This is a genomic window from Acinetobacter sp. ABJ_C5_2 (genome assembly GCF_044538485.1).
GTDB lineage: Bacteria > Pseudomonadota > Gammaproteobacteria > Pseudomonadales > Moraxellaceae > Acinetobacter > Acinetobacter nosocomialis_A.
The window spans coordinates 205,089-225,995 of the sequence record NZ_JBIUCS010000002.1 but is presented as its reverse complement, the minus strand read 5'-3'; the positions used below and the strand labels follow the sequence as shown (position 1 = coordinate 225,995).

The window sequence follows — 20,907 nt, the reverse complement described above, 5'->3', positions numbered from 1 at the left end:
AGATTTGAGTCTAGGTCCAATAGGCAGGGGGAGCTAAAACCCGTATTCTACATTCATCGGCACACGGAAGCGGGAATGGATAATCCCAAGTAAGGATGCTCTAAGCTGATATGGAAGACATCACGGATACGATGTTAGAACGGAAGCGATAAAAAGAATTATATACCCTGAAAGCACAACCTCATTTACCCGAGTTTTGCAGGACGCAGAACTCGGGTTGATATTTATATAAATACCATTAATTAATTGTAAATTAAAGAAATTTTTTTAAGGTTATCTTAATTTTAAAATCTATTTAATATAGGTAGTAGTTCATAAATTTTTTATATATCAAAGCTTTTTCCGATGAAAATAGATACAAAAATTTTTTTTGTTAAGTTTTTGTTTTTATAGATTATTGAGGAATAAATATAGGCTTTGGTCTATTTAGACATAAATTGGACTTGTTTAATTGGCAAATCTCAATAGAATGTGCCGATCGTTGACATGTTGGATCGTCAACAGGCATTGTTGTTTACTTCGCCGGATCGGCGGGTTGTGATTTGCTTGTGTATTTAAATTTCTGTTTGGAAATTACTGCACATATTGAGGTTTCACTATAAGAATAGTGTTCTTCTCCCTCTCATATTTGATACTTTGCGGTGCATAAGGATTGTCTTATGAAGAATTTTAAATTTAGCCTTGCGTGGCAAATTTTAATTGCTTTAATCCTAGGGATAGTTGTCGGGGCTGTTTTACATAACCAGCCTGAAATCAAAGATAGTATTGTAACTAATGTTCTTACTCCATTAGGTAAGATCTTTATTAGCCTGATTAAAATGATTGTTATTCCAATCGTTTTCTCTACATTGATTTTAGGTATTGCTGGTGTTGGCAGTACAAAAAGTCTAGGGCGTCTTGGTTTTAAAACCATTCTCTATTTCGAAATTATTACTACTATTGCTATTTTAGTTGGCTTGGTTGCAGCGAATATCTTCCATCCAGGTTCAGGCATTGATATGTCTCAGCTGGTTCAAACAGATATTTCTCAATATAAGCATACAACTGAAGAAGTTCAGTCACAGTCTCATGGCATCATGCAGACAATATTATCGCTTATCCCAACGAACATTATTAGTTCAATGGCGCATGGCGAAATGTTACCAGTGATTTTCTTTGCTGTACTTTTTGGTATTGGTCTATCTTCATTACCAGCTACGACGAAAGACCCATTATTAAATGTATTTCATGCTGTATCGGAAACAATGTTCCGTGTAACGCACATCATCATGAAATATGCGCCAGTGGGTGTATTTGGTTTGATCGCTGTAACTGTTGCAAACTTCGGTTTCGCTTCACTTATTCCATTAGGTAAATTGGTTGTATTGGTTTACGGTGCAATCTTGTTCTTTGCTTTAGTGGTACTTGGTTTAACTGCAAAAATGTTCAGTATCAATATCTTTACTTTGCTTAAGATCTTGAAAGATGAATTAATTTTGGCGTATTCGACTGCAAGTTCGGAAACAGTTTTACCGCGTATTATGCAAAAAATGGAAGCTTATGGCGCGCCAAAAGCGATTTCTAGTTTTGTAATCCCAACAGGTTATTCATTTAACCTTGACGGTTCTACGCTTTACCAAAGTATTGCAGCAATCTTTATTGCACAGCTTTACGGTATCGAAATGTCAATCAGCCAACAAGTTATTTTGGTTGTAACATTAATGATTACTTCTAAAGGTATCGCAGGTGTTCCTGGCGTATCATTCGTAGTGTTATTAGCGACATTAGGTAGTGTTGGTATTCCTGTAGAAGGCCTAGCATTTATTGCTGGTGTTGACCGTATTATGGATATGGCACGTACTGCGTTGAACGTTGTAGGTAACGCGCTTGCGGTACTTGTAATCAGTAAATGGGAAAAACAATACGACTATGAAAAAGCTGCTGCTTATGAAGCAACATTTAAATAAGACTGCTTTCTTTTAGTTGTAAAAAACCCGCGATCATCGCGGGTTTTTTATTACGTTATTTCAGTACACTTTGATATAGCTCAAGGGTCTGATCGCACATATCTTTTAAACTGAACATTGTTACAGGAGCAACTGTTTGAGGTTGTTCAATATGATGTTTTACTTTTTCTACTAAGGCTTTTTCATTTTCAGCTTCAACAAGACCTTGCGGATATACATTAGATAAAATCTCGGCAACACCTCCACGGTTCCAGCCAATCACCGGTGTACCGACTGAGAGCGCTTCTAATGCTGTTCTACCGAATGTTTCTGCTTGATTGGATAGAGAGAGCACGATGTCGCTAAAAGCGAGCCATTCACGTATATCTGAGCGATGTCCTACAAAGGTGATCTTATCAGCGAGCCCTTTGCTTTGAATGGTGCTTTGCAACTCACTTAAATAGGCCTGTTTTTTAGCATCGGCACCACCCACAACAACAGCATGTAGTTGAGGATATTGCGACTGAAGTTGCTGTATCAGTTCAATTAAACTTTCATGTCCTTTTAAACGCGTAATACGGCCAGGCAAGCATAGTAAAAATTTATTTTCGAGTTCAGGAAAGTCATTAAAAACTTGATTAAACCACTGTGCTGAGGGTTGGTAGTTATGCGGGAAAGCAGCTGGATCAATCCCTCGATAAATCCGGACAATATCTTGTGGTGGACAGTTTTTATAATGGTTAGTGATATATTTAACTACGCTGTCAGAAACGGCAATTACTTTTTCAGCTTGAGTCATAATCGCACTATAACGATTAACTGAATAGAAACCATGTACTGTGCTGATGAGGTGAGGGCGCTTATGGGCTGGTATTCCTTTTAAGGCAAAATGAGTAAGCCAAGCAGGGACACGTGAGCGGACATGAACAATATCGGGTTGATGCTCTTCAATAAGCCGACGTAAAGGGCGAATTTGCCATAAGCTCGATAAAGATTTTTTATGAATCGGTAGCGTTAAGTGTTTAGAGCCCTCAGCTTCAAGTTGAGATACTAATCGTCCGCCGTTTGATACAACCAAAGATTGGTGGCCTTGTGCAACTAGTGCACGTGCAATTTCCAGTGTGCCGCGTTCTACGCCACCGCTATTGAGTTCTGGGAGAAGTTGCATCACTTTCATTGTTTTTTGCCTTATACATTCATAAAAGATGGACCATCTACAGATACATCATTTCAAACTAAATCATTATCCGGAATTTACTATCGTGATAGCGACATGGATGTCGCTGTTTCGCTGTGTTACATGGAAGTAACATCAGCGGAACAAAGGATTTTTGCTTACTTTTTATCCCTAAAAAGTAAGGTCTGCCTATTCGAAAGTATTTGAATTTCACTTTAAATTGAGGCTATGCCTAATACCAATTTAAAATCATTGCAGCTTTATCTTAATAGATCTCTTCATATCCTTCAGGACGTGTCTTAAATCGACGATGAAACCACATATATTGAGTTGGTGCGATACGAAGCTGGTTCTCAATAATCTTATTTACACGGATTGCATCATCGACTTCATCTTCACTTGGCATATTGTCGACTGCAGGTTCAATCAAGATATGATATTTAGGGTTCTGTACATCGCCATGACGATAAAAATATAAAGGGACAGCAACCGCTTTCGAGATTTTTAATAAACGACGGTGGGCCGTTACTGTAGCTGCTGGCACTCCAAAAAATGGTGCCATAACACCTTGTTTGAGTCCAAAGTCTTGGTCGGGGCTATACCAAATTGCATCACCATCTTTAAGGTGGCGAATTAAGCCCCGCATATCATCATGATCAATTTGTGCTTTATAAATGGTTGCTCGACAGCGATAAATTAGCATGTCGAGTAGGGGATTATTTTGAGGGCGATATACAACATCTGGTTCAAAATATTGAGCACATACATAACCACCAGCATCAAGCAAAGTACTGTGAGTTCCTAGTAATAAAACGCCTTTGCCTTGTGCTTGAGCATTGGTAATGTGTTCTAAGCCTTCAATCGTGACACGGTTTTTAAACCAGTACGGCTTATACCATGCGTTCAAGGTCTCAAAAATACCAAGCATCATATCTACAAAAACTTGTTTTGCTTGTTGCTGTACTTTTTCAGGTGACCATTCGGGAAAGCAAACTTCTAAATTACGAATAGTAGTTTTGCGACGAGATTTTAAATATTTCCAAGCGATATTTGCTAACCCGTGAGCCAAACGCCATTGAATCGCCCACGGTAAAATAGCCAAAAGCATGAGGAAAGTAATCGCAATCCATATACCCCAATATTTAGGCAATAAAAAGGACCACTGAAACTCACCGGGCGTATAAGGCTGCTTTTGGCTCATAACGATATAAAAAATTGAAAAAGTTAAAACTGCCAAAAGTGTATCACGAACTGAATTTATCGTCGTAATACACAGGAGTAAATTGAAGGTTTAGAGTCTGTAAAGAAAAATAAAGTGGGTTATCGGCGGTGTTCTAAAAGAATACGAACAGCGAGTCCGGCTAATACGGTACCCATAATCCAGCGTTGGATGCTTGCCCAAAGCGGTTTTTGTTGTAGAAAGAGCGCAATGCTACCTGCAGAAAACACAATCAGTGCATTTACTGAAACACTTACAAAAATTTGTATGGTTCCGAGTTGAATAGACTGCGCTAAAATACTGCCTTGTTGTGGGTGTATAAACTGTGGCAATAAAGACAAATACATAATCGCAATTTTGGGATTAAGTAGATTTGTTAAAAAGCCCATTAAAAATAATTTTAATGGTGAATCGATAGATAAGTCTTTTACACTGAAAATAGGTGCAGCATTTGGACGTAATGCTTTCCATGCAAGCCAGAGTAAATATATGGCACCTACAATACGAATCGTGTCATAGGCATATGGAACTGCGACCACAAGTGCCGTAATCCCGAAAGAAGCGCAGAGCATATAGAATACAAAACCAACCGCAACGCCACCGAGGGAAATAAAACCTGCGAGTTTGCCCTGACTAATGGAACGAGATATAAGATAAATCATGTTTGGACCTGGGGTGATTACCATCGCCAAGCAAATAAGTCCGAATGCCAAAATTTGAGAGAGGTCTAGCACGGAAATATCCTTAAATATTATTATACTGATAGGTATATCATAATTAATTTGTATACAGCGAAACTTTACTTATTGTCTTTTTGAATCAAAAAATAAGAATAATTCAGTATGATATGAATATCTTGATTTCATAGAAATTTATGAGAAATCTCCATATCGATGCCACAAAAGGTGTCTTAATTTTTCTGGTTGTATTGGGTCATTACCTTGAAAGGTTAATTGGCTGGAACGAACCTCTAAATCAAGCGACTTTAGGGGGCATTTACTTTGTTCATATGCCAGCTTTTATTTTTATATCGGGCATGTTTTTTAAAGAAGAGAAAATCCTAGAAAAGTTAATTTACTTTTTATCATTATATTTACCATTTCAACTTTTATTTCAATTGCTTGATGCCTTCTATAACGGAAGTTTATGGAATTGGTCGTTTCATTTGGTATGGTTTGCTAAGCCTTATTGGGTGCTATGGTATTTATTTGGCATGGTGGCTTGGACGTTTTTAGCTTTTTTCCTAAAAAAGACGGCATATCCAGTTCTGTTTTCAATCGTTTTAGCTTTACTTATTGGATGCTCACCCATCAATAATTACAGCTATTCGATAGGTCGAATTTTTGTTTTTCTACCTTTTTTTATGGTGGGGGCGATCTATGGTAAAACCATTTTCCAGTATATTCCGCAGTTGCCTTATGCAAAGTTATTTGCCGTTATTACATTATTCATCATTACTGCTGTAGCGGCTATAAGTCATTATAGTTATTACTGGCTATTTGGTAGTTTGTCATATTTTCAACTCCATATAGATCTATGGCAGGGAATACTGATTCGCAGTGTAATTATGTTGCTATCGGCTATGGGTGTTTTGAGTTTATTTGTACTCACTCAAAATTTTAAACGACCTTGGATCGGTTTAGGCCAAAAAACGCTGCCAGTTTATATATTGCATGGTTTTGTAATTATTGTTTTGACTCATCAATTAAGTTTTAAATATTCGGTAGAGATCAATATTTTTATTAGTCTCGTTTTGGCTATCCTGACTTGTATGGTTTTGCAGTTACAGATATTTGAACGTTTAATTCGTTTCATCTCTTTATTTGTTTATAAACCTTTTATGGCATTACTAGAAATTCTAAATCCAAAAAAAGGGCTTTAATTAAAGCCCTTTTTTATTGATTAACTGCCTTTACTCATTTGCTCAAGTTCATCCCAACGCTCTAATTTTTCAAGCAGTAATTCTTCAATTTCTGCTAGGCGTTGGCTTGCTTGAGTCGCAGCATCTGCATCGGACACAAACCACGAACCATCTGCAAGTTTGTCAGAAAGCTCGGCTTGTTCAACTTCCAGTTTCTCGATTTCAGCAGGAAGTTGCTCAAGTTCACGTTGGTCTTTATAGCTCAATTTCACCTTTTTCACGGTACTTTGAGCGGCAGTTTTTTCAGCTTCAGCTTTTGCCTGAGCTTTCTTAACGTCAGATTTCTGGTCTACTACTTTGTCATCTGGACGTTGTAGTAAGTAATCTTGGTAACCACCAATGTATTCTGCAATATTGCCTTTGCCATCAAATACCCAAGTAGAAGTGACAACGTTATCCATAAATGCACGGTCATGCGAAATAAGTAATAGCGTGCCTTTATATTCAGAAAGCATCTCTTCAAGTAGCTCAAGAGTCACCATATCCAAGTCATTGGTTGGTTCGTCCATCACAATCAGGTTCGATGGTTTAAGTAATAATTTAGCAAGCAAAATACGGTTACGCTCACCACCAGAAAGGGCTTTTACTGGTGTACGTGCACGTTCAGGTGAGAACAAGAAATCTTGTAAATAGCTGTAGATATGACGACGGTTGCCATTTACATCTACAAAGTCAGAGCCTTCTGAAACGTTTGCCATGACTGTTTTTTCAAGGTCTAAGGCATTACGTAATTGATCAAAATAGGCTACTTCTAACTGTGTACCAGTCTTAACAGAACCACCGTGCTCAATTTCACCTAAAATGGCTTTAATTAACGTTGTTTTACCAACACCGTTATCGCCGACTAGACCAATACGGTCGCCACGCATGACTAGTGTAGAGAAATCTTTAATCAGTGGTTTGTCGTCATAAGATACGCTTAAGTGCTCAATATCAAATACTAATTTACCAGAGCGATTTGCTTCTTGAGTCGCCATGCTCACTTTGCCTTGTTGTGAGCGGCGAGCTTTCGATTCTTCACGTAAAGCTTTTAATGCACGAACACGGCCTTCGTTACGGGTACGACGTGCTTTAATGCCTTGGCGAATCCAAGCCTCTTCTTCAGCTAACTTTTTATCAAATAAAGCATTTTGTTTCTCTTCTGCTTCCATTTGCTGAGCTTTTAGCTCTAAATAGCGTGAATAGTTACCTTCGTAGCCACGTAGGATGCCGCGGTCAAGTTCAACAATTCGAGTCGCAATGCTATCTACAAAAGAGCGGTCATGCGAAATAAATAGAAGCGTTAAATTATTTTGATCGAGTAGGAATTTTTCTAGCCACTCAATACTTTCAACATCTAAATGGTTGGTTGGTTCGTCTAGAAGGAGTACGTCTGGCTGCGTTAAAAGAGCACGAGCGAGTAGAACACGGCGTTTACGTCCACCTGAAAGATCTGCCAAATCTGCATTTGGGTCGAGTCCCATTTTACTTAATAGGGCATTCACCTTGTTTTCAAGCGCCCAACCGTCTAGTTGGTCTAGCTTGTGCTGAAGGTTACCCATACGGTCGCAAGCTTCCATATCTCCTAACATACAAGCGTCGGTTGCTTCATGATAAGCTCTGAGTACTTCAGCAGCTTCTCCTGCGCCGTCTGCCACGATGTCAGCAACTTTGCCAGAATCCATTGGGACGTCTTGGGCTAACATAGAAACCGTTAAACCATTTTGAATAGAAACTTCACCAGAATCGGGTAATAAGCTTCCCTCGATGAGTTTAAGTAAAGTAGACTTACCTTCACCATTACGCCCAATTAAACAGACTCGTTCGCCACGTTCTAGATTAAAGTTCGCGCCATCGAGCAGGGCAGGTCCGCCAAAAGCAAGTTGGACATCCCTTAGGGTAATATAGGCCATAATGTTTTCCAGAATCTCAAATGAGGATTTAAATGACTAAACCACCATATCATGATGATCAAGCGTCATTTTCCGCACCCATTGAAGATTTGCAAGTGCGAATTACATTTTTGGATGATTTAGTTGAACAATTAAATCAACAACTCGCTATTCAAACTCAGGAAATAGCTGATTTGAAAAAACAAATGCAATTACTTTATCAACGTGTGGAATCTTCGGATTTATCAGAAGGCATTGCACCTTTTGATCCATTAACGAATAAACCCCCGCACTATTAATAAAAAGGCAAGTTCAATACTTGCCTTTTTATTAGGGGGATATTTTAATTTTACTTAAAAACCATGTAAGACGATCTTACCTTTTGTCGTACCTCTCTCAATTTGCTGATGAACCTGTTTTAAATTTTCAGCATTAATTGGACTTAAAACTTCAGTCACTGTCGTTTTGATTTTCCCTTCATCAACCAGCTTGCTGACTTCATTTAATACTTCACTTTGTTTTTGCATATCTTCAGTTTGAAACATTGAACGTGTGAACATAAATTCCCAATGCACAGACACAGACTTCGATTTAAACGGTTTAATATTTAACTGTTCAGGGTCATCAATTAAACCAAAATGTCCTTGTGGTGCAATCAACTCTACAATATCTGCTAAATGCTGATCTGTTTGAGTGGTCGAGAACACATATAAAGGTGCATTTAAGCCTAATTGTTTGATTTGTGGAGCTAAAGGTTCACGATGATCTAATACATAGTCAGCACCCAGTTGTTTGACCCATTCTTTCGTTTCAGGGCGCGAAGCTGTCGCAATAATTGTAAGGTTAGTTAACTGTTTAAGAAGTTGAATGGTAATTGAACCTACACCACCAGCCCCACCAATCACCAAAATAGTCGTATTAGCTGGTGCAGTCTTTGGAACTTGCAAACGATCAAATAGCATTTCCCAAGCCGTGATTGCTGTTAAAGGGAGAGCTGCTGCTTCAGTTGCTTCTAAAGTTTTCGGTTTATGACCAACAATACGTTCATCAACCAATTGCAACTCACTATTACTGCCTTGGCGATTTAACGCACCTGCATACCAAACAACATCACCTGCTTTAAATTGAGTGACTTTATCTCCAATCGCTTCAACTACACCTACAGCGTCCCAGCCAAGCACTTTCCAACCAGATTCAGCACTTACATTTTTACGTATTTTGGTATCGACTGGATTGACCGAAATAGCCTGTACGCGAACAAGCAGATCATGGCCCTCTGCAACGGGAGTGTCGAGTTCAATATCAACGAGTGATTCTGGCGATGTAATGGGACCTGCTTTTTGATATGCCACAGCTTTCATAATTGTGATTCCTCTTGTTGAGAGTTTGATCATAACGTAAGCTTAAAAATAGTGACTACAGACAAATAACGCTCATAGTGTCAAAAAGGATACTGTAAAATGGCAAAAGCTCGACATTCAAGTTTTGACTGCTCACCGGGTTGCTCAGTTGAAGCCGCGATCAGTTTGATTGATGGCAAATGGAAATGTGTCATTCTTTGGCATTTATTAAATGAAGGAACTTTACGGTTCAATGAAATTCGTAAACGAGTTCCAAGCATTACGCAAAGAATGCTCACCAATCAGCTTCGTGAGTTAGAACAAGATGGCATTATTCACCGTGAGGTTTATCCTCAAGTTCCCCCTAAAGTTGAATATAGCCTGACTGATTTGGGACGTGGGCTTGAGCAGATTCTTCTTGCTCTAAAAACATGGGGGGATGCACATCTGGATCGGTTTGGTAAGTTATCTACTCTTGAAACTGAAAAGAGCGCCTAAATATTGTGCCTAGATTGCTAAGAATATCTATGAGGAAATGTTGTAGTTTTTAACCTCGTCGGTTAATTGGACATTATTTTTATGATGTAACTTGCGTTTTCTGGTCAGCTTATGCAACTCTAATAAAAGAGATTAATAGGTTTTGCTATGGACAATATCGGAATTTGGGTTACCGTTATCATTGTTCTTTTCGTGCTAGGCTCCATTTTTGGTTTAAGAGTGAGTCCACGTGAAAAGGCACTAGGTATTATGCGAGACAAAGCCCGCAAAATGGGGCTACATCCACGCATAATTGCCGCACCTGAATGGACACATGTCCCGATGGCAACTGAAAAGCGTGCCAGCATGGTTGCTTATTATAGTGTATTGATCCCCGATGCTCGTTTAACGCTCATGCGTGCTCGTGTTATAGACGGAAAATTAAAAGTAGTGCAGGGTGATGAGAAATTTAATGATTCTCCCATTGCATTAAAAGGGATTTATGCTATTGATATGCAGGCAAACTGTGTAGGCCTTTATTGGGATGAGGAATCGGACCTAAAAGCCACGCAATTAGATGAGATGAAGGCTTATCTGTTGGCCTTGGCTGAAGCCTGATTTTTAAATTTATTGGTATAGGAATAACATTTTATATGGCGAATACCTCGCGCTCTGCATCTCAAAGCACAGCATCTACTGCCTCTGCTGCACATAAACGTGCCTTAGTGATTGTGGAGTCGCCTGCCAAAGCGAAAACCATCAACAAATATTTAGGTTCGCAGTACATTGTTAAGTCTTCTGTGGGTCACGTACGTGACTTGCCAACAGGTGGCAGCAAATCAACAGAGAAAAAGCCGGCTGCCCGGACAAAACTCACTGAAGCTGAAAAAGAACAAAAAGCCCAATCTGCGCTGATTAATCGTATGGGTGTCGATCCGGAACATGACTGGAAGGCACACTATGAAGTTCTACCTGGCAAAGAAAATGTTGTTGCTGAACTCAAGAAACTTGCTAAAGATGCAGATGCAATCTATCTCGCAACGGACTTGGATAGAGAAGGGGAAGCAATCGCTTGGCACTTACGCGAAGTGATTGGTGGTGACGATAGCCGTTATCACCGTGTGGTATTTAACGAAATTACTAAAAATGCCATTCAAGAAGCATTTAAACAACCAACTCGCCTAGACTTAAACCGTGTAAATGCACAGCAAGCGCGTCGTTTCTTGGACCGCGTTGTGGGTTTCATGGTCTCGCCATTACTTTGGGAAAAGATTGCCCGTGGTTTGTCAGCAGGTCGTGTACAGTCTGTGGCTGTAAAACTTGTTGTTGAACGTGAACGTGAAATTCGTGCTTTTATTCCAGAAGAATATTGGCAAGTTTTTGCAGATACGCAAGCCAAAAAAGATGACATCCGTCTTGAAGCAGTTAGACAAGCAGGTAAGACGCTTAAACTGAAAAATAAAGCGGAAACTGATGCTTTATTAGAAGTTTTAAAGAACGCTGAATATAAAGTTGCACAGCGTGAAGATAAGCCGACTAAGGTGAATCCGAGCGCACCATATATCACTTCGACTTTACAACAAGCTGCAAGTACACGCTTAGGTTTCTCTGTGAAGAAAACCATGATGCTGGCGCAGCGTTTGTATGAAGCTGGTTTTATTACCTATATGCGTACGGACTCAACATTCTTGAGTGATGACGCTGTAAATATGGTTCGTGCTCATATTGAAAGCCAGTTTGGTGAGAAATACTTACCAGCTAAGCCAAACCGCTATGGTAACAAAGCGGGTGCTCAAGAAGCCCATGAAGCAATTCGTCCATCAAATGTTGCACTTACAGGTGACCAGCTTGCAGGTGTAGAGCGTGATGCTCAGCGTTTGTATGACTTGATTTGGCGTCAATTTGTTGCTTGTCAAATGACTCCAGCAGAATACCTATCTTCAACTTTAACCGTTGAAGCTGGCAATGTTGAATTAAAGGCAAAAGGCCGTACGCTTGTATTTGATGGCTTTACAAAAGTTCGTGGTGCTAATAAATCTGACGACGACATTATTTTACCTGCAATTAAAGTAGGTGAAATTTTAAAATTAGAAAAGCTAGACCCAAGTCAGCACTTTACCAAGCCACCAGCTCGTTTTACTGAAGCATCTTTAGTGAAAGAACTTGAAAAACGTGGTATTGGTCGTCCGTCAACTTATGCTGCCATTATTTCTACGATTCAAGAACGTGGTTATGTCAAATTAGAAAATCGCCGTCTCTTTGCAGAGAAAATGGGCGAGATTGTGACAGACCGTCTTGATGAAAGTTTTAATAACCTGATGAATTATGCCTTTACGGCAGATTTAGAAGGTCAGCTTGACCGTGTAGCAACGGGTGAGCGTAACTGGAAAGAATTACTAGATACATTCTATGGTGATTTTAAAAAGCGTTTGACCAATGCTCAAGGCGAGCAAGGTATGCGCCGTAACCAACCAGTTGAAGTACCAGCAGTACATTGCCCTGAATGTTCACGTCCAATGCAAATTCGTACGGGGACAACAGGCGTATTCTTAGGGTGTTCAGGCTATAACCTGCCACCTAAAGAACGTTGTAAAGGAACCTTGAACTTAACGCCAGTTGAGTCTTTAGCAGCGTTATCTGATGATGATGGAGCTGAAACGGCTGACTTGATGTCAAAGCATCGCTGTCCAAAATGCGGTACAGCAATGGATAGCTATGTAATTGATGGTGGTCGCAAACTACATGTCTGTGGTAACAACCCAGACTGTGATGGCTATGAGCTTGAAGAAGGCGAGTTCAAGATTAAGGGTTATGATGGCCCAACTATTCCTTGTGATAAATGTGATGGTGAAATGCAGCTTAAAACTGGTCGCTTCGGCCCGTATTTCGCTTGTACAAGCTGTGACAATACTCGTAAAGTCTTGAAGAGTGGTCAACCTGCACCACCACGTGTAGAACCAATCAAGATGGAACATTTGCGTTCAACCAAGCATGATGACTATTTTGTGCTGCGTGATGGCGCGGCTGGTCTGTTCTTGGCTGCAAGTAAGTTCCCGAAAATTCGTGAAACTCGTGCACCAAAAGTTGCTGAGCTTCGTAGTGTGGCTGACCAACTTGATCCAAAATACCAGTTTATTTTACAAGCTCCAGATGTAGACCCTGAAGGTAATCCAACTATTGTGAAGTTTAGTCGTAAGAATCAATCACAATATGTGGGATCTGAAACACCAGAAGGTAAACAAACTAAATGGAGTCTGATTTATCAAGATGGTAAATGGATTGAAGGCTAAATAAGACAGATGAAAAATGCTAGCTCAGCTAGCATTTTTTATATCAATAACAATAAAAGAAAATTTAATTTTTATGGGGAAAAAGAATGTGGAAAAACATTCGGATTTTGTGTTTATTGATTATTTTATTAATCGTTGCAGTTCAAGCATGGCGTGACCAGAACCAAGACTGGAATCAGCCTGTTATCGTGGTATTGCATCCAGTAAATGCGGATGGCTTACAAACCACACAAGCTTATATTCATCAGCTACAAAACGCTGATTTCCAAACACTCAAAAGCTACCTAAGTGAGTGGTCACAGCATTATCGTGGGCAGTCCAGCAACTTTGAAATTCGTTTAGGTCAAGAACTACAGCAAAGACCGCCTGTGGTCCCGCAAAATGCCAATATCCTGAATGTAATTTGGTGGAGTTTAAAGTTTCGTTTTTATGCATGGCGACAACAACAGCCTGAAGATAGCGGAGCGTCACTTAAGCTTTATTTAAATTATTATGATCCAACTTATCAAAAAGTTTTGGTGCATTCGACTGCTTTAGAAAAAGGCCGTATTGGTAGCGTTAATTTGTTTGCGACCAAAACACAAGCTTCACAAAATCAGGTCGTTCTTGTGCATGAGTTATTACATGGCTTTGGCGCAAAAGATAAATATGATTTAACAACAGGTCAGCCGATCTATCCATTAGGTTATGCAGAACCTGAAAAAGTGCCTCTTTACCCACAAAAGTTAGCAGAAATCATGGGTGGTCGAACGCCATTGTCTGAGCAGACCAATAAAATGCCGAGTGATTTACAAGAAACAGTCATAGGTTTACCAACAGCTCAAGAAATTGGTTGGTTGAAATAAAATTGTGGATAAATACTGTTTTATCCCCATCAATTGTTAATAAACGATGCAGATCTTATACAGACAATAAATGTGAAGTACATCACTATAATGACATTATATATACTTCCTAATACCTGATAATAAGAGTAGCCATGATGAAAACTGTAGGTAATGATTTAGTTCGTAATCAGCTACATGCTGATCGTAAATGGTATCTAATATTAGGCTTCGTGCTCATTATTTTCGGTTTAGTCTTATTTAGCTCATTACCATTTGCAACATTTTCGGTTGTTTTCCTATTTGGTATTTTAATGATGATAGGTGGTGTTCTACATTTGATTGCCGCCTTAAGTGTATTTAAAGGCGGTAGCCGATGGCTTTGGGCACTTTTTGGAGTGCTGTATTTAATGGCTGGCTATTACGCATTTTCTACACCTGTGACTACAGCTGTAGTTTTAACTAGCCTGTTATCGATTGCACTGATTATTGCTGGGGTCATCCGCACCATAAATGCATTTTTATTAAGACCAATTGCAGGGTGGGGCTGGACCTTATTTTCAGGGTTATTAACCCTCGCTACAGGTATTTTAATTTTAGTTTCTAAGGACTCACCATTTTGGGTATTGGGAATGTTTTTGGCAGTAGATATTTTATTTCAGGGCATTAACTTTTTAGGACTTGCTTCTGCAATTAAACATTTACCTGCTAGCTCAAAAACAGTTTCTTAAATTAAATAGCGAATAAAAGGGCACTTAAGGTGTCCTTTTTTGTTTTTAGTGAGCTAGGGTCCATCTCATGGCATGGGTCTGTTAAACTACGCCTTGGTGTTTTAGCGATGTGTGTTATGAGTTTTGCAAAGTTAATTAATGAATTAAATGCTCAGCAAAAAAAGGCAGCAACGACTACGGCTCAAAACTGTCTGGTTTTGGCTGGAGCAGGCTGTGGCAAGACTAAAACCATTGTTGCTCGCGCAGCTTATTTAATTGATCAGGGGTTACCTGCAAATCAAATCCAGATTTTAACGTTCACGCGCCGTGCTGCGAGTGAAATTGTGGCAAGGGTTGAACAGCATGTGGGGGCACAAGCCAAAGGCCTTCGTGCATCAACCTTTCATACCTTTTGTATGTACTTGCTACGCCGTAATCCACAAGCTTTTGGTTTGACCCAATTTAGTATTATTGATCGAGATGATCAGTTACTCATGTTTCGCTTATTGAGAGGTAAAGACAAAGATAACGTTTTACCTAAAGCAGCAGAGCTGTGTGATTTGTATTCTTATGCTCGAAATACGCAATCTAAGCTTTCAGAGGCATTACTCAAGCAATTACCTGAAGCATATGAGTACAAGGCACAAATTGCGGAGCTAATGAAAACCTATGAACAACGTAAAAGAGAGCGTAATTTTTTAGACTATGACGATATTTTGTCGATTGTCGCTGTTCATTTACAAAATTCCGAAGCACTCACGAACTGGGTTGCTGGTTTCTGCCAAGCTTTATTGGTTGATGAAATGCAAGATACCAACCCTTTACAGTGGGCACTTTTGCAGCCCTTGATTGGCAAGGTGAAATTGTTTTGTGTGGGTGACGATGCCCAGTCGATTTACGGTTTCCGTGGGGCCGACTTTGAAAACATTCATTCTTTTAAAGAACGAATTCCTGATGCGGTTATTCATACTTTAGATTTAAATTACCGCTCAACTCAAGAAATATTGGATTTATCAAACTGGTTATTAGCGCATAGCCCAATCGATTATGAAAAACAGCTACAGGCATATCGTGGCAAAGGGCAAAAGCCACAGCTCCACTTGTTTGGTAATGAATTTGAAGAAGCCAATTGGATTGCACAAGACTTAATAGAACGACATCAGCAGGGTGCAAATTGGTACGACCATATGGTGTTAGTTCGTTCTGGCTACAGCGCTCGCTATTTGGAAGGGGCATTTATTGCTGCTGAAATTCCGTATCGTTTTATTGGGGGCGTAAAGTTACTGGAATCCGCACATGTAAAAGATGTGCTCAGTCTCTTACGTATTGTGAGTAACCCGCAGGATGACTTAGCGTGGATGCGCTTTTTAACCTTATGGGATGGCATTGGTGACGTTGGGGCCAGTAAGTTAGCACAAGAGTTAATGGGTATTGCTGAAGTTGAAGAGCGTTGTCAGCGTTTGGAGCGTCATGGAAAAGTCCCTTTACAGGCTATTTTGATTTTGAAACAGCTTGATGTGCTACAGCAGCATGTTGAAGCAAGTATTGGTTTGGCACTCGATGCCCTAAGTGAACAGTTAGAGCAAAACTATAAAACTAAAGACTGGTCACGTCGTGTTAGAGATTTTGATCTGGTTAAACAGCTGGCGCGTAAGCATGCCTCACTTGGTGAGTTTCTTGAAGAATATGTGCTTGAACCTATTTCAGTTTCTGAAATTGAAAAAGCGGGCGATGATGATTTAGTGACCTTAATTACAATTCATTCGGCTAAAGGTGCAGAGCAAAAAGTATGTTATGTACCGCATGTCTCGCCAAATCAGTTTCCATATGCGCGTGCGCAGGGTGATTTTGATGAAGTAGAAGAAGAGCGCCGCGTATTGTATGTTGCATTAACACGTGCAGAAAATGAATTGATTTTGACCAAGCAAAATCTTAATACATGGTCACAAGACACATATGATGAACAAGGTCGTAAAATCGAAAGTTATTTCCTAAATGATCTACCTGCGCATTTAGTTCAGGCAAAAATTCATCGTCAAGTTCCACAGCCATTTGCCAAAAAACAATGGAACACTTCACGAACAGTAAACTTAGGTTTTGGTATCGATCTCGACTAAACTACTGTATAAGACACTGTGAATACTCAAATGTATATTGGCCTTTATTTTGAAGGCCAGTCAAGGTTGGAAAATGAAAATATTAGTTCGTAATTTAGATCGTTTAGTGACTGAAGCTGAAGTTTTAGAGCTGTTTAAGGCTTATGGTAAAGTTGAGTCTTGTGTTGTTGTAACCGATAAAGAAACAGGTAAATCAAAAGGTTTTGGCTTTGTCGAAATGCCGAATCCACGTGAAGCGATCAAAGCCATTAAAGGCTTAAATACACTTAAAGTAAAAGGTTACGGAATTCGCGTTAAAGCCGCTGAAGAGTAATGCGTTTATGCAACAATTTTTAGCTCTTTCTGTGGTTGCTCCAAATGGAACCCGTATAGCCCAAGGTGTAAAGACACTAGAAGTTTGTTCATGGGTGCCTACAGAGTTGCCTCTTAAAGATCTATTAATTGTTGAAAACCAGAATTTTTTAATCAATGATGGTGATGAAGAAGAGGGAATAGCTGTCGCTTTGGTCGATGTTGTCTCTATTCATGTTTGGCAAAATGATGAGATTGAACCTGCCTGTAATACTGGTTGGAGTGAAGGATATTTCGCTTGGGTTCTAAGTAATGTGCGTCCAGTGAAGCAGCAGTTGAAAGTGCAGGCTAAACGAAAAATTTATCAAGTCACTTTGGATTTTCCATAAATAACGTTGATTTTATCAATGGAGTCGTTAAGCTAAGAATAGCCATATTGATGGCAATTTTAGAACAGGAAAGTTTAGTTATGTCACGTGTTGCTCGTTATCATGCCGATCGTACCAATCAAAAACTCTATTTTGCGCGTTTAGCGTGTCAACAAGCAGAGCAAACTGATCATGTACAGCAGGTTCAAGCGTATCGTGAAACAGCTGTCTTTCACTTGCATGGTGCGATGCTGGCATTTCTGCAAGAACTGGTACGTTACTATCGTTTAAACGATTCACAGCCGACATTAAAATCGATTGAAGAGCATATGGCGGCAAAAGGACAAGTTTCTCCTGAAGTTTCTGTTTTGCAGCAATTGGCAAAAGATGGTTTTGTGGCCGAGTTAAAGCGTGCTTACCGTATGTGCCAGTACGCGCCGGAACCAACAGAACCAACACCGGAAGAAGAAACATCTTCTAATTTGATCATTAAAGTGACTCAGGGACCCCAGTCATGGTTACCTGATGTGAAAATTTTGCGTGAATGGCATAGAGAGTTAAGTCATTTAATTGATGGTTTTCGTAACGAAATGGTCGAGTTCTAAAATTAAACTGTCTGAGCGCTTGAAATTTAATCCCAGTGCGCCTATATAAATAAGACGAGAGATGCAAAGTGCAAGGGTGCTTTGCCACCATGTTGAAACATGGAGGAAGTATATGTCTATACAGCAATTGAAAGAGTTATTTGGAAATCAAGAAGCAGTGTTGGAGTTAGTCCAACTCGAAGGTGGTGAGCTCGCCTTGCGTAATGCTGGTTCTGAAAAAGAGCCTTTGGTTAAAATTCAATTTAGTGATGAACTAAAAGAGATATTAGGCGAGCAAACGCCTATCGTTGCCCAACATATGATTCAAGCTGCTTTATTTGGACTGCTCGAAAAGCAGGTCAATGAATGGCAGGCTGAAGTTGTAGATGAGCAGCCTAAATTCCTAAGTTAAAAAAAGCGTACTCTTGAGTACGCTTTTTTGTATGCGTTAATGATGTGTTGACTGATGCGCCAGTTCGATTTGATTTAAAATATGGTGGCTCATATTCTTTGCCATTTCTTCTTTTGCATAGAAGACTTCACCAAGATTTTCATCTCGAATAACTGCTGCTTCTTCTTTACTTTCTGCACAAATTAAAACCTGAATTTGAGGGTTTAATTGTTTGGCAATATCCACAATTCGGTGAATATCTAAAATATCCATAGGGGAAATCACCAATAGTCGTGCATGCATGATATGCGCCTGAATTAAAACTCCAGGTTCAGTTGCGACACCACTCACGGCAGCAATATTTGCTTGACGTAGCTTTTCTACAATTTCACGATTTTCTTCTGCAATCACGACTTTAATATTCTGATTAATCAAATTTTCAGTAATACGTCGTCCAACACCACCATACCCTACGATTACCACTTGATCACGCAGGTAAGCTTGGTCAACTTCATCTGGCAACATCGCGAGTGGGTCACCACTGCGCTCAAGAAGTCGTGCTAAATGAGAGCGTTCACGAATCCAGCGTTGTACAGGTTCAACTGCCGAGAAAACAAAAGAGTTAAGCGTAATTGAGAACAAAGCACCTGCTAAAATCAGGTTTTGAGCTTCTAGCGTTAATAGACCTAAAGAAACGCCAAGTGTTGCCAAAATAAATGAGAACTCACCAATTTGTGCAAGGCTGGCCCCGACGGTCAAAGCAGTATTAATTGGATAGCGGAAGAATAAAACCAATGCCATTGCAGCAAGCGTTTTACCTACCATAATAATCGCGATAACTGCCAAAATATGCAGTGGACGCTCGATAAGGATATGTGGGTCAAACAACATTCCTACCGAAACAAAGAATAAAATCGAGAAAATTTCACGTAGAGGAAGGGTTTCTTCTTCTGCACGGTGGCTAAAGTCGGATTCTTTTACGACCATACCTGCAAAGAAGGCTCCTAAGGCCATTGAAACCCCAAAGATGGCATAAGAGCCATAAGCGATCGAAACAGCAGCTGCTACGACAGTCAGCGTAAATAGCTCTCTTGAACCTAAGCGAGCAACAAATTGCATAATGATAGGAACAACACGCTTACCTACAATCAGCATAAAGGCAATAAAGCCAATCACTTTTAATAGGGTGATTCCAAGCGTTAGCCAGATGTTTCCTTCTGCGCCTGCCGGTGCTTTTCCACCAAGTAAAACCGCTGTAGCTGGAAGAAGTACTAAAACAAGTACCATCACTAAATCTTCAACTAACAGCCAACCTACCGCAATTTTGCCGTTTACAGAGTCTAAAAGACCACGGTCTCCTAAAGCTTTTAATAATACAACGGTACTCGCACACGATAAGCTTAAGCCAAAAACCAATGCTGAACCAAAGCTCCAGCCCCATAACATTGAAACGCCAACGCCAAGTAAGGTGGCAACCGCAATTTGTAAAATCGCACCAGGTAAGGCAATACGTCGAACTTGTAAAAGATCATTTAATGAAAAATGCATCCCAACGCCAAACATGAGGAACATTACACCGAGTTCAGCAAGTTGGTTGGCAAGATGAATATCTGCTTCTATGCCAGGGGTATTAGGACTAATAATAATTCCGGCAATTAAGTAGCCGATAAGAGGGGGAAGTCGTAGTCGGGCGGCAATATAGCCAAAAAAAAGGGCAACGCCGAAACCAACAGCAAGTAAAATAATTAAATCTACGTCATGCGGCACTAAAAACTCCTTTTACGTGAGTTAGGCTAAAGACAAGCATAAAAAATGCCAAGGCGGAATATGTAGAAAGTTTAACAAAAAGGCGGGTATAAAAAAAATGCAAAAAAAAACGACTTCTTAAAGAAGTCGTTTTTTTCGACGCTAAAATTATTTGATTTTAGCTTCTTTGAAAATCACGTGTTGACGGATTTTTGGATCAAATTTTTTGATTTCCATTTTTTCCGGCATAGTACGTTTGTTTTTAGTCGTGGTATAGAAATAACCTGTACCAGCTGAAGAAACGAGACGAATCTTATCACGCATTGCTCAGACTCCTTAGATCTTTTGACCTTGAGCACGAAGGTCTGCAACAACCTTTTCGATACCCAATTTGTCAATAATACGCATACCTTTAGTGGTTAAACGAAGACGTACAAAACGTTTTTCGCTTTCTAACCAGAAACGGTGGTGGTGCAGGTTCGGCTCGAACCGGCGCTTGGTTTTGTTGTTGGCGTGTGAGACGTTGTTACCAACGACTGGACGCTTGCCGGTAACTTGGCAAACCTTAGACATGGTGTAACTCCATTGATTTAGCCAACAGCAAATCTGTGGCCAGTCATACTAAATGTAAACGGATGAATTCATTCAAGGGGCGT

The 20,907-nt window shown here is 39.8% G+C and carries 21 protein-coding genes; 13 read left to right on the top strand and 8 right to left on the bottom strand.

The features are described 5' to 3' along the window. Positions 1-659 precede the first annotated feature (659 nt). Complete coding sequence (gene gltP / locus ACH8JV_RS03735) at positions 660-1,946, top strand: glutamate/aspartate:proton symporter GltP (RefSeq protein WP_343568571.1); 1,287 nt, start codon at positions 660-662, stop codon at positions 1,944-1,946. 55 nt (positions 1,947-2,001) lie between these two features. Here the strand turns inward: gltP and ACH8JV_RS03730 are convergent, their stop codons facing one another. From ACH8JV_RS03730 to ACH8JV_RS03720, 3 genes are all read right to left on the bottom strand, one after another. Next, positions 2,002-3,102 carry a glycosyltransferase family 4 protein gene (locus ACH8JV_RS03730; protein WP_396519780.1) on the bottom strand — a complete coding sequence of 367 codons (1,101 nt, stop codon included), beginning with the start codon at positions 3,100-3,102 and terminating at the stop codon, positions 2,002-2,004. A 265-nt stretch (positions 3,103-3,367) separates the two neighbouring features. Continuing rightward, complete coding sequence (gene lpxL, locus ACH8JV_RS03725) at positions 3,368-4,303, bottom strand: LpxL/LpxP family Kdo(2)-lipid IV(A) lauroyl/palmitoleoyl acyltransferase (protein WP_396519778.1); 936 nt, start codon at positions 4,301-4,303, stop codon at positions 3,368-3,370. Between the two features lie 119 nt (positions 4,304-4,422). Continuing rightward, positions 4,423-5,055 (bottom strand): LysE family translocator, encoded by a 633-nt coding sequence (locus ACH8JV_RS03720; RefSeq protein ID WP_396519776.1) that lies wholly within the window; start codon positions 5,053-5,055, stop codon positions 4,423-4,425. Between the two features lie 140 nt (positions 5,056-5,195). Between ACH8JV_RS03720 and ACH8JV_RS03715 the strand changes: the two genes are divergently transcribed. Beyond that, positions 5,196-6,203 carry an acyltransferase family protein gene (locus ACH8JV_RS03715; protein WP_396519774.1) on the top strand — a complete coding sequence of 336 codons (1,008 nt, stop codon included), beginning with the start codon at positions 5,196-5,198 and terminating at the stop codon, positions 6,201-6,203. 20 nt (positions 6,204-6,223) lie between these two features. Here ACH8JV_RS03715 and ACH8JV_RS03710 read toward each other — a convergent pair whose 3' ends face one another. Continuing rightward, the gene (locus ACH8JV_RS03710) at positions 6,224-8,134 is read right to left on the bottom strand and encodes an ATP-binding cassette domain-containing protein (RefSeq protein WP_396519772.1); all 1,911 of its coding nucleotides are present in this window, start codon (positions 8,132-8,134) and stop codon (positions 6,224-6,226) included. A 32-nt stretch (positions 8,135-8,166) separates the two neighbouring features. On the opposite strand from ACH8JV_RS03710, the gene ACH8JV_RS03705 reads away from it, so the two are divergent. Beyond that, positions 8,167-8,412, top strand: a complete 246-nt coding sequence (locus tag ACH8JV_RS03705) for a SlyX family protein (RefSeq protein WP_002053395.1) — start codon at positions 8,167-8,169, stop codon at positions 8,410-8,412. 54 nt (positions 8,413-8,466) lie between these two features. Here the strand turns inward: ACH8JV_RS03705 and ACH8JV_RS03700 are convergent, their stop codons facing one another. After that, the gene (locus ACH8JV_RS03700) at positions 8,467-9,474 is read right to left on the bottom strand and encodes a zinc-binding alcohol dehydrogenase family protein (RefSeq protein ID WP_396519770.1); all 1,008 of its coding nucleotides are present in this window, start codon (positions 9,472-9,474) and stop codon (positions 8,467-8,469) included. Between the two features lie 99 nt (positions 9,475-9,573). Here ACH8JV_RS03700 and ACH8JV_RS03695 point away from each other — a divergent pair, with 99 nt between their 5' ends. From ACH8JV_RS03695 to ACH8JV_RS03650, 10 genes are all read left to right on the top strand, one after another. After that, positions 9,574-9,951 (top strand): winged helix-turn-helix transcriptional regulator, encoded by a 378-nt coding sequence (locus ACH8JV_RS03695; protein ID WP_396519768.1) that lies wholly within the window; start codon positions 9,574-9,576, stop codon positions 9,949-9,951. A gap of 147 nt (positions 9,952-10,098) precedes the next feature. Further along, positions 10,099-10,548, top strand: coding sequence for a hypothetical protein (locus tag ACH8JV_RS03690; protein WP_002053270.1), 450 nt, complete (start codon positions 10,099-10,101; stop codon positions 10,546-10,548). A gap of 35 nt (positions 10,549-10,583) precedes the next feature. Then, positions 10,584-13,220: a type I DNA topoisomerase gene (topA, locus tag ACH8JV_RS03685; RefSeq protein ID WP_212284979.1), complete on the top strand. Its 2,637-nt coding sequence runs from the start codon at positions 10,584-10,586 to the stop codon at positions 13,218-13,220. Between the two features lie 86 nt (positions 13,221-13,306). Next, positions 13,307-14,065, top strand: a complete 759-nt coding sequence (locus tag ACH8JV_RS03680) for a hypothetical protein (RefSeq protein ID WP_396519766.1) — start codon at positions 13,307-13,309, stop codon at positions 14,063-14,065. A gap of 137 nt (positions 14,066-14,202) precedes the next feature. Next, positions 14,203-14,775 (top strand): HdeD family acid-resistance protein, encoded by a 573-nt coding sequence (locus tag ACH8JV_RS03675; RefSeq protein WP_019458042.1) that lies wholly within the window; start codon positions 14,203-14,205, stop codon positions 14,773-14,775. 116 nt (positions 14,776-14,891) lie between these two features. Then, complete coding sequence (locus ACH8JV_RS03670; RefSeq protein ID WP_396520012.1) at positions 14,892-16,871, top strand: ATP-dependent helicase; 1,980 nt, start codon at positions 14,892-14,894, stop codon at positions 16,869-16,871. 73 nt (positions 16,872-16,944) lie between these two features. Continuing rightward, entirely contained in the window at positions 16,945-17,184 is a 240-nt protein-coding gene (locus ACH8JV_RS03665) for an RNA-binding protein (protein WP_004698872.1), read from the top strand. Between the two features lie 7 nt (positions 17,185-17,191). After that, complete coding sequence (locus ACH8JV_RS03660) at positions 17,192-17,551, top strand: ASCH domain-containing protein (RefSeq protein ID WP_396519764.1); 360 nt, start codon at positions 17,192-17,194, stop codon at positions 17,549-17,551. Positions 17,552-17,631: 80 nt separating this feature from the next. Further along, complete coding sequence (locus ACH8JV_RS03655; protein WP_004710685.1) at positions 17,632-18,135, top strand: DUF6586 family protein; 504 nt, start codon at positions 17,632-17,634, stop codon at positions 18,133-18,135. A gap of 112 nt (positions 18,136-18,247) precedes the next feature. After that, complete coding sequence (locus tag ACH8JV_RS03650) at positions 18,248-18,526, top strand: hypothetical protein (protein ID WP_002053465.1); 279 nt, start codon at positions 18,248-18,250, stop codon at positions 18,524-18,526. Between the two features lie 36 nt (positions 18,527-18,562). Here ACH8JV_RS03650 and ACH8JV_RS03645 read toward each other — a convergent pair whose 3' ends face one another. From ACH8JV_RS03645 to rpmB, 3 genes are all read right to left on the bottom strand, one after another. Continuing rightward, complete coding sequence (locus ACH8JV_RS03645) at positions 18,563-20,272, bottom strand: cation:proton antiporter (RefSeq protein ID WP_396519762.1); 1,710 nt, start codon at positions 20,270-20,272, stop codon at positions 18,563-18,565. 147 nt (positions 20,273-20,419) lie between these two features. Further along, a complete protein-coding gene (gene rpmG, locus ACH8JV_RS03640) occupies positions 20,420-20,575 on the bottom strand; it encodes a 50S ribosomal protein L33 (protein WP_001205031.1) in 156 nt (51 codons plus the stop codon). Between the two features lie 12 nt (positions 20,576-20,587). Then, positions 20,588-20,824, bottom strand: a complete 237-nt coding sequence (gene rpmB, locus ACH8JV_RS03635) for a 50S ribosomal protein L28 (RefSeq protein ID WP_000048256.1) — start codon at positions 20,822-20,824, stop codon at positions 20,588-20,590. Positions 20,825-20,907 lie beyond the last annotated feature (83 nt).

Excerpts from the sequence above, each read along its gene's own strand:
- gltP (WP_343568571.1), top strand. The coding sequence starts at position 660 with ATGAAGAATTTTAAATTTAGCCTTGCGTGGCAAATTTTAATTGCTTTA.
- ACH8JV_RS03730 (WP_396519780.1), bottom strand. The coding sequence starts at position 3,102 with ATGAAAGTGATGCAACTTCTCCCAGAACTCAATAGCGGTGGCGTAGAA.
- lpxL (WP_396519778.1), bottom strand. The coding sequence starts at position 4,303 with ATGAGCCAAAAGCAGCCTTATACGCCCGGTGAGTTTCAGTGGTCCTTT.
- ACH8JV_RS03715 (WP_396519774.1), top strand. The coding sequence starts at position 5,196 with ATGAGAAATCTCCATATCGATGCCACAAAAGGTGTCTTAATTTTTCTG.
- ACH8JV_RS03710 (WP_396519772.1), bottom strand. The coding sequence starts at position 8,134 with ATGGCCTATATTACCCTAAGGGATGTCCAACTTGCTTTTGGCGGACCT.
- ACH8JV_RS03705 (WP_002053395.1), top strand. The coding sequence starts at position 8,167 with ATGACTAAACCACCATATCATGATGATCAAGCGTCATTTTCCGCACCC.
- ACH8JV_RS03700 (WP_396519770.1), bottom strand. The coding sequence starts at position 9,474 with ATGAAAGCTGTGGCATATCAAAAAGCAGGTCCCATTACATCGCCAGAA.
- ACH8JV_RS03695 (WP_396519768.1), top strand. The coding sequence starts at position 9,574 with ATGGCAAAAGCTCGACATTCAAGTTTTGACTGCTCACCGGGTTGCTCA.
- ACH8JV_RS03690 (WP_002053270.1), top strand. The coding sequence starts at position 10,099 with ATGGACAATATCGGAATTTGGGTTACCGTTATCATTGTTCTTTTCGTG.
- topA (WP_212284979.1), top strand. The coding sequence starts at position 10,584 with ATGGCGAATACCTCGCGCTCTGCATCTCAAAGCACAGCATCTACTGCC.
- ACH8JV_RS03680 (WP_396519766.1), top strand. The coding sequence starts at position 13,307 with ATGTGGAAAAACATTCGGATTTTGTGTTTATTGATTATTTTATTAATC.
- ACH8JV_RS03675 (WP_019458042.1), top strand. The coding sequence starts at position 14,203 with ATGAAAACTGTAGGTAATGATTTAGTTCGTAATCAGCTACATGCTGAT.
- ACH8JV_RS03670 (WP_396520012.1), top strand. The coding sequence starts at position 14,892 with ATGAGTTTTGCAAAGTTAATTAATGAATTAAATGCTCAGCAAAAAAAG.
- ACH8JV_RS03665 (WP_004698872.1), top strand. The coding sequence starts at position 16,945 with ATGAAAATATTAGTTCGTAATTTAGATCGTTTAGTGACTGAAGCTGAA.
- ACH8JV_RS03660 (WP_396519764.1), top strand. The coding sequence starts at position 17,192 with ATGCAACAATTTTTAGCTCTTTCTGTGGTTGCTCCAAATGGAACCCGT.
- ACH8JV_RS03655 (WP_004710685.1), top strand. The coding sequence starts at position 17,632 with ATGTCACGTGTTGCTCGTTATCATGCCGATCGTACCAATCAAAAACTC.
- ACH8JV_RS03650 (WP_002053465.1), top strand. The coding sequence starts at position 18,248 with ATGTCTATACAGCAATTGAAAGAGTTATTTGGAAATCAAGAAGCAGTG.
- rpmG (WP_001205031.1), bottom strand. The coding sequence starts at position 20,575 with ATGCGTGATAAGATTCGTCTCGTTTCTTCAGCTGGTACAGGTTATTTC.
- rpmB (WP_000048256.1), bottom strand. The coding sequence starts at position 20,824 with ATGTCTAAGGTTTGCCAAGTTACCGGCAAGCGTCCAGTCGTTGGTAAC.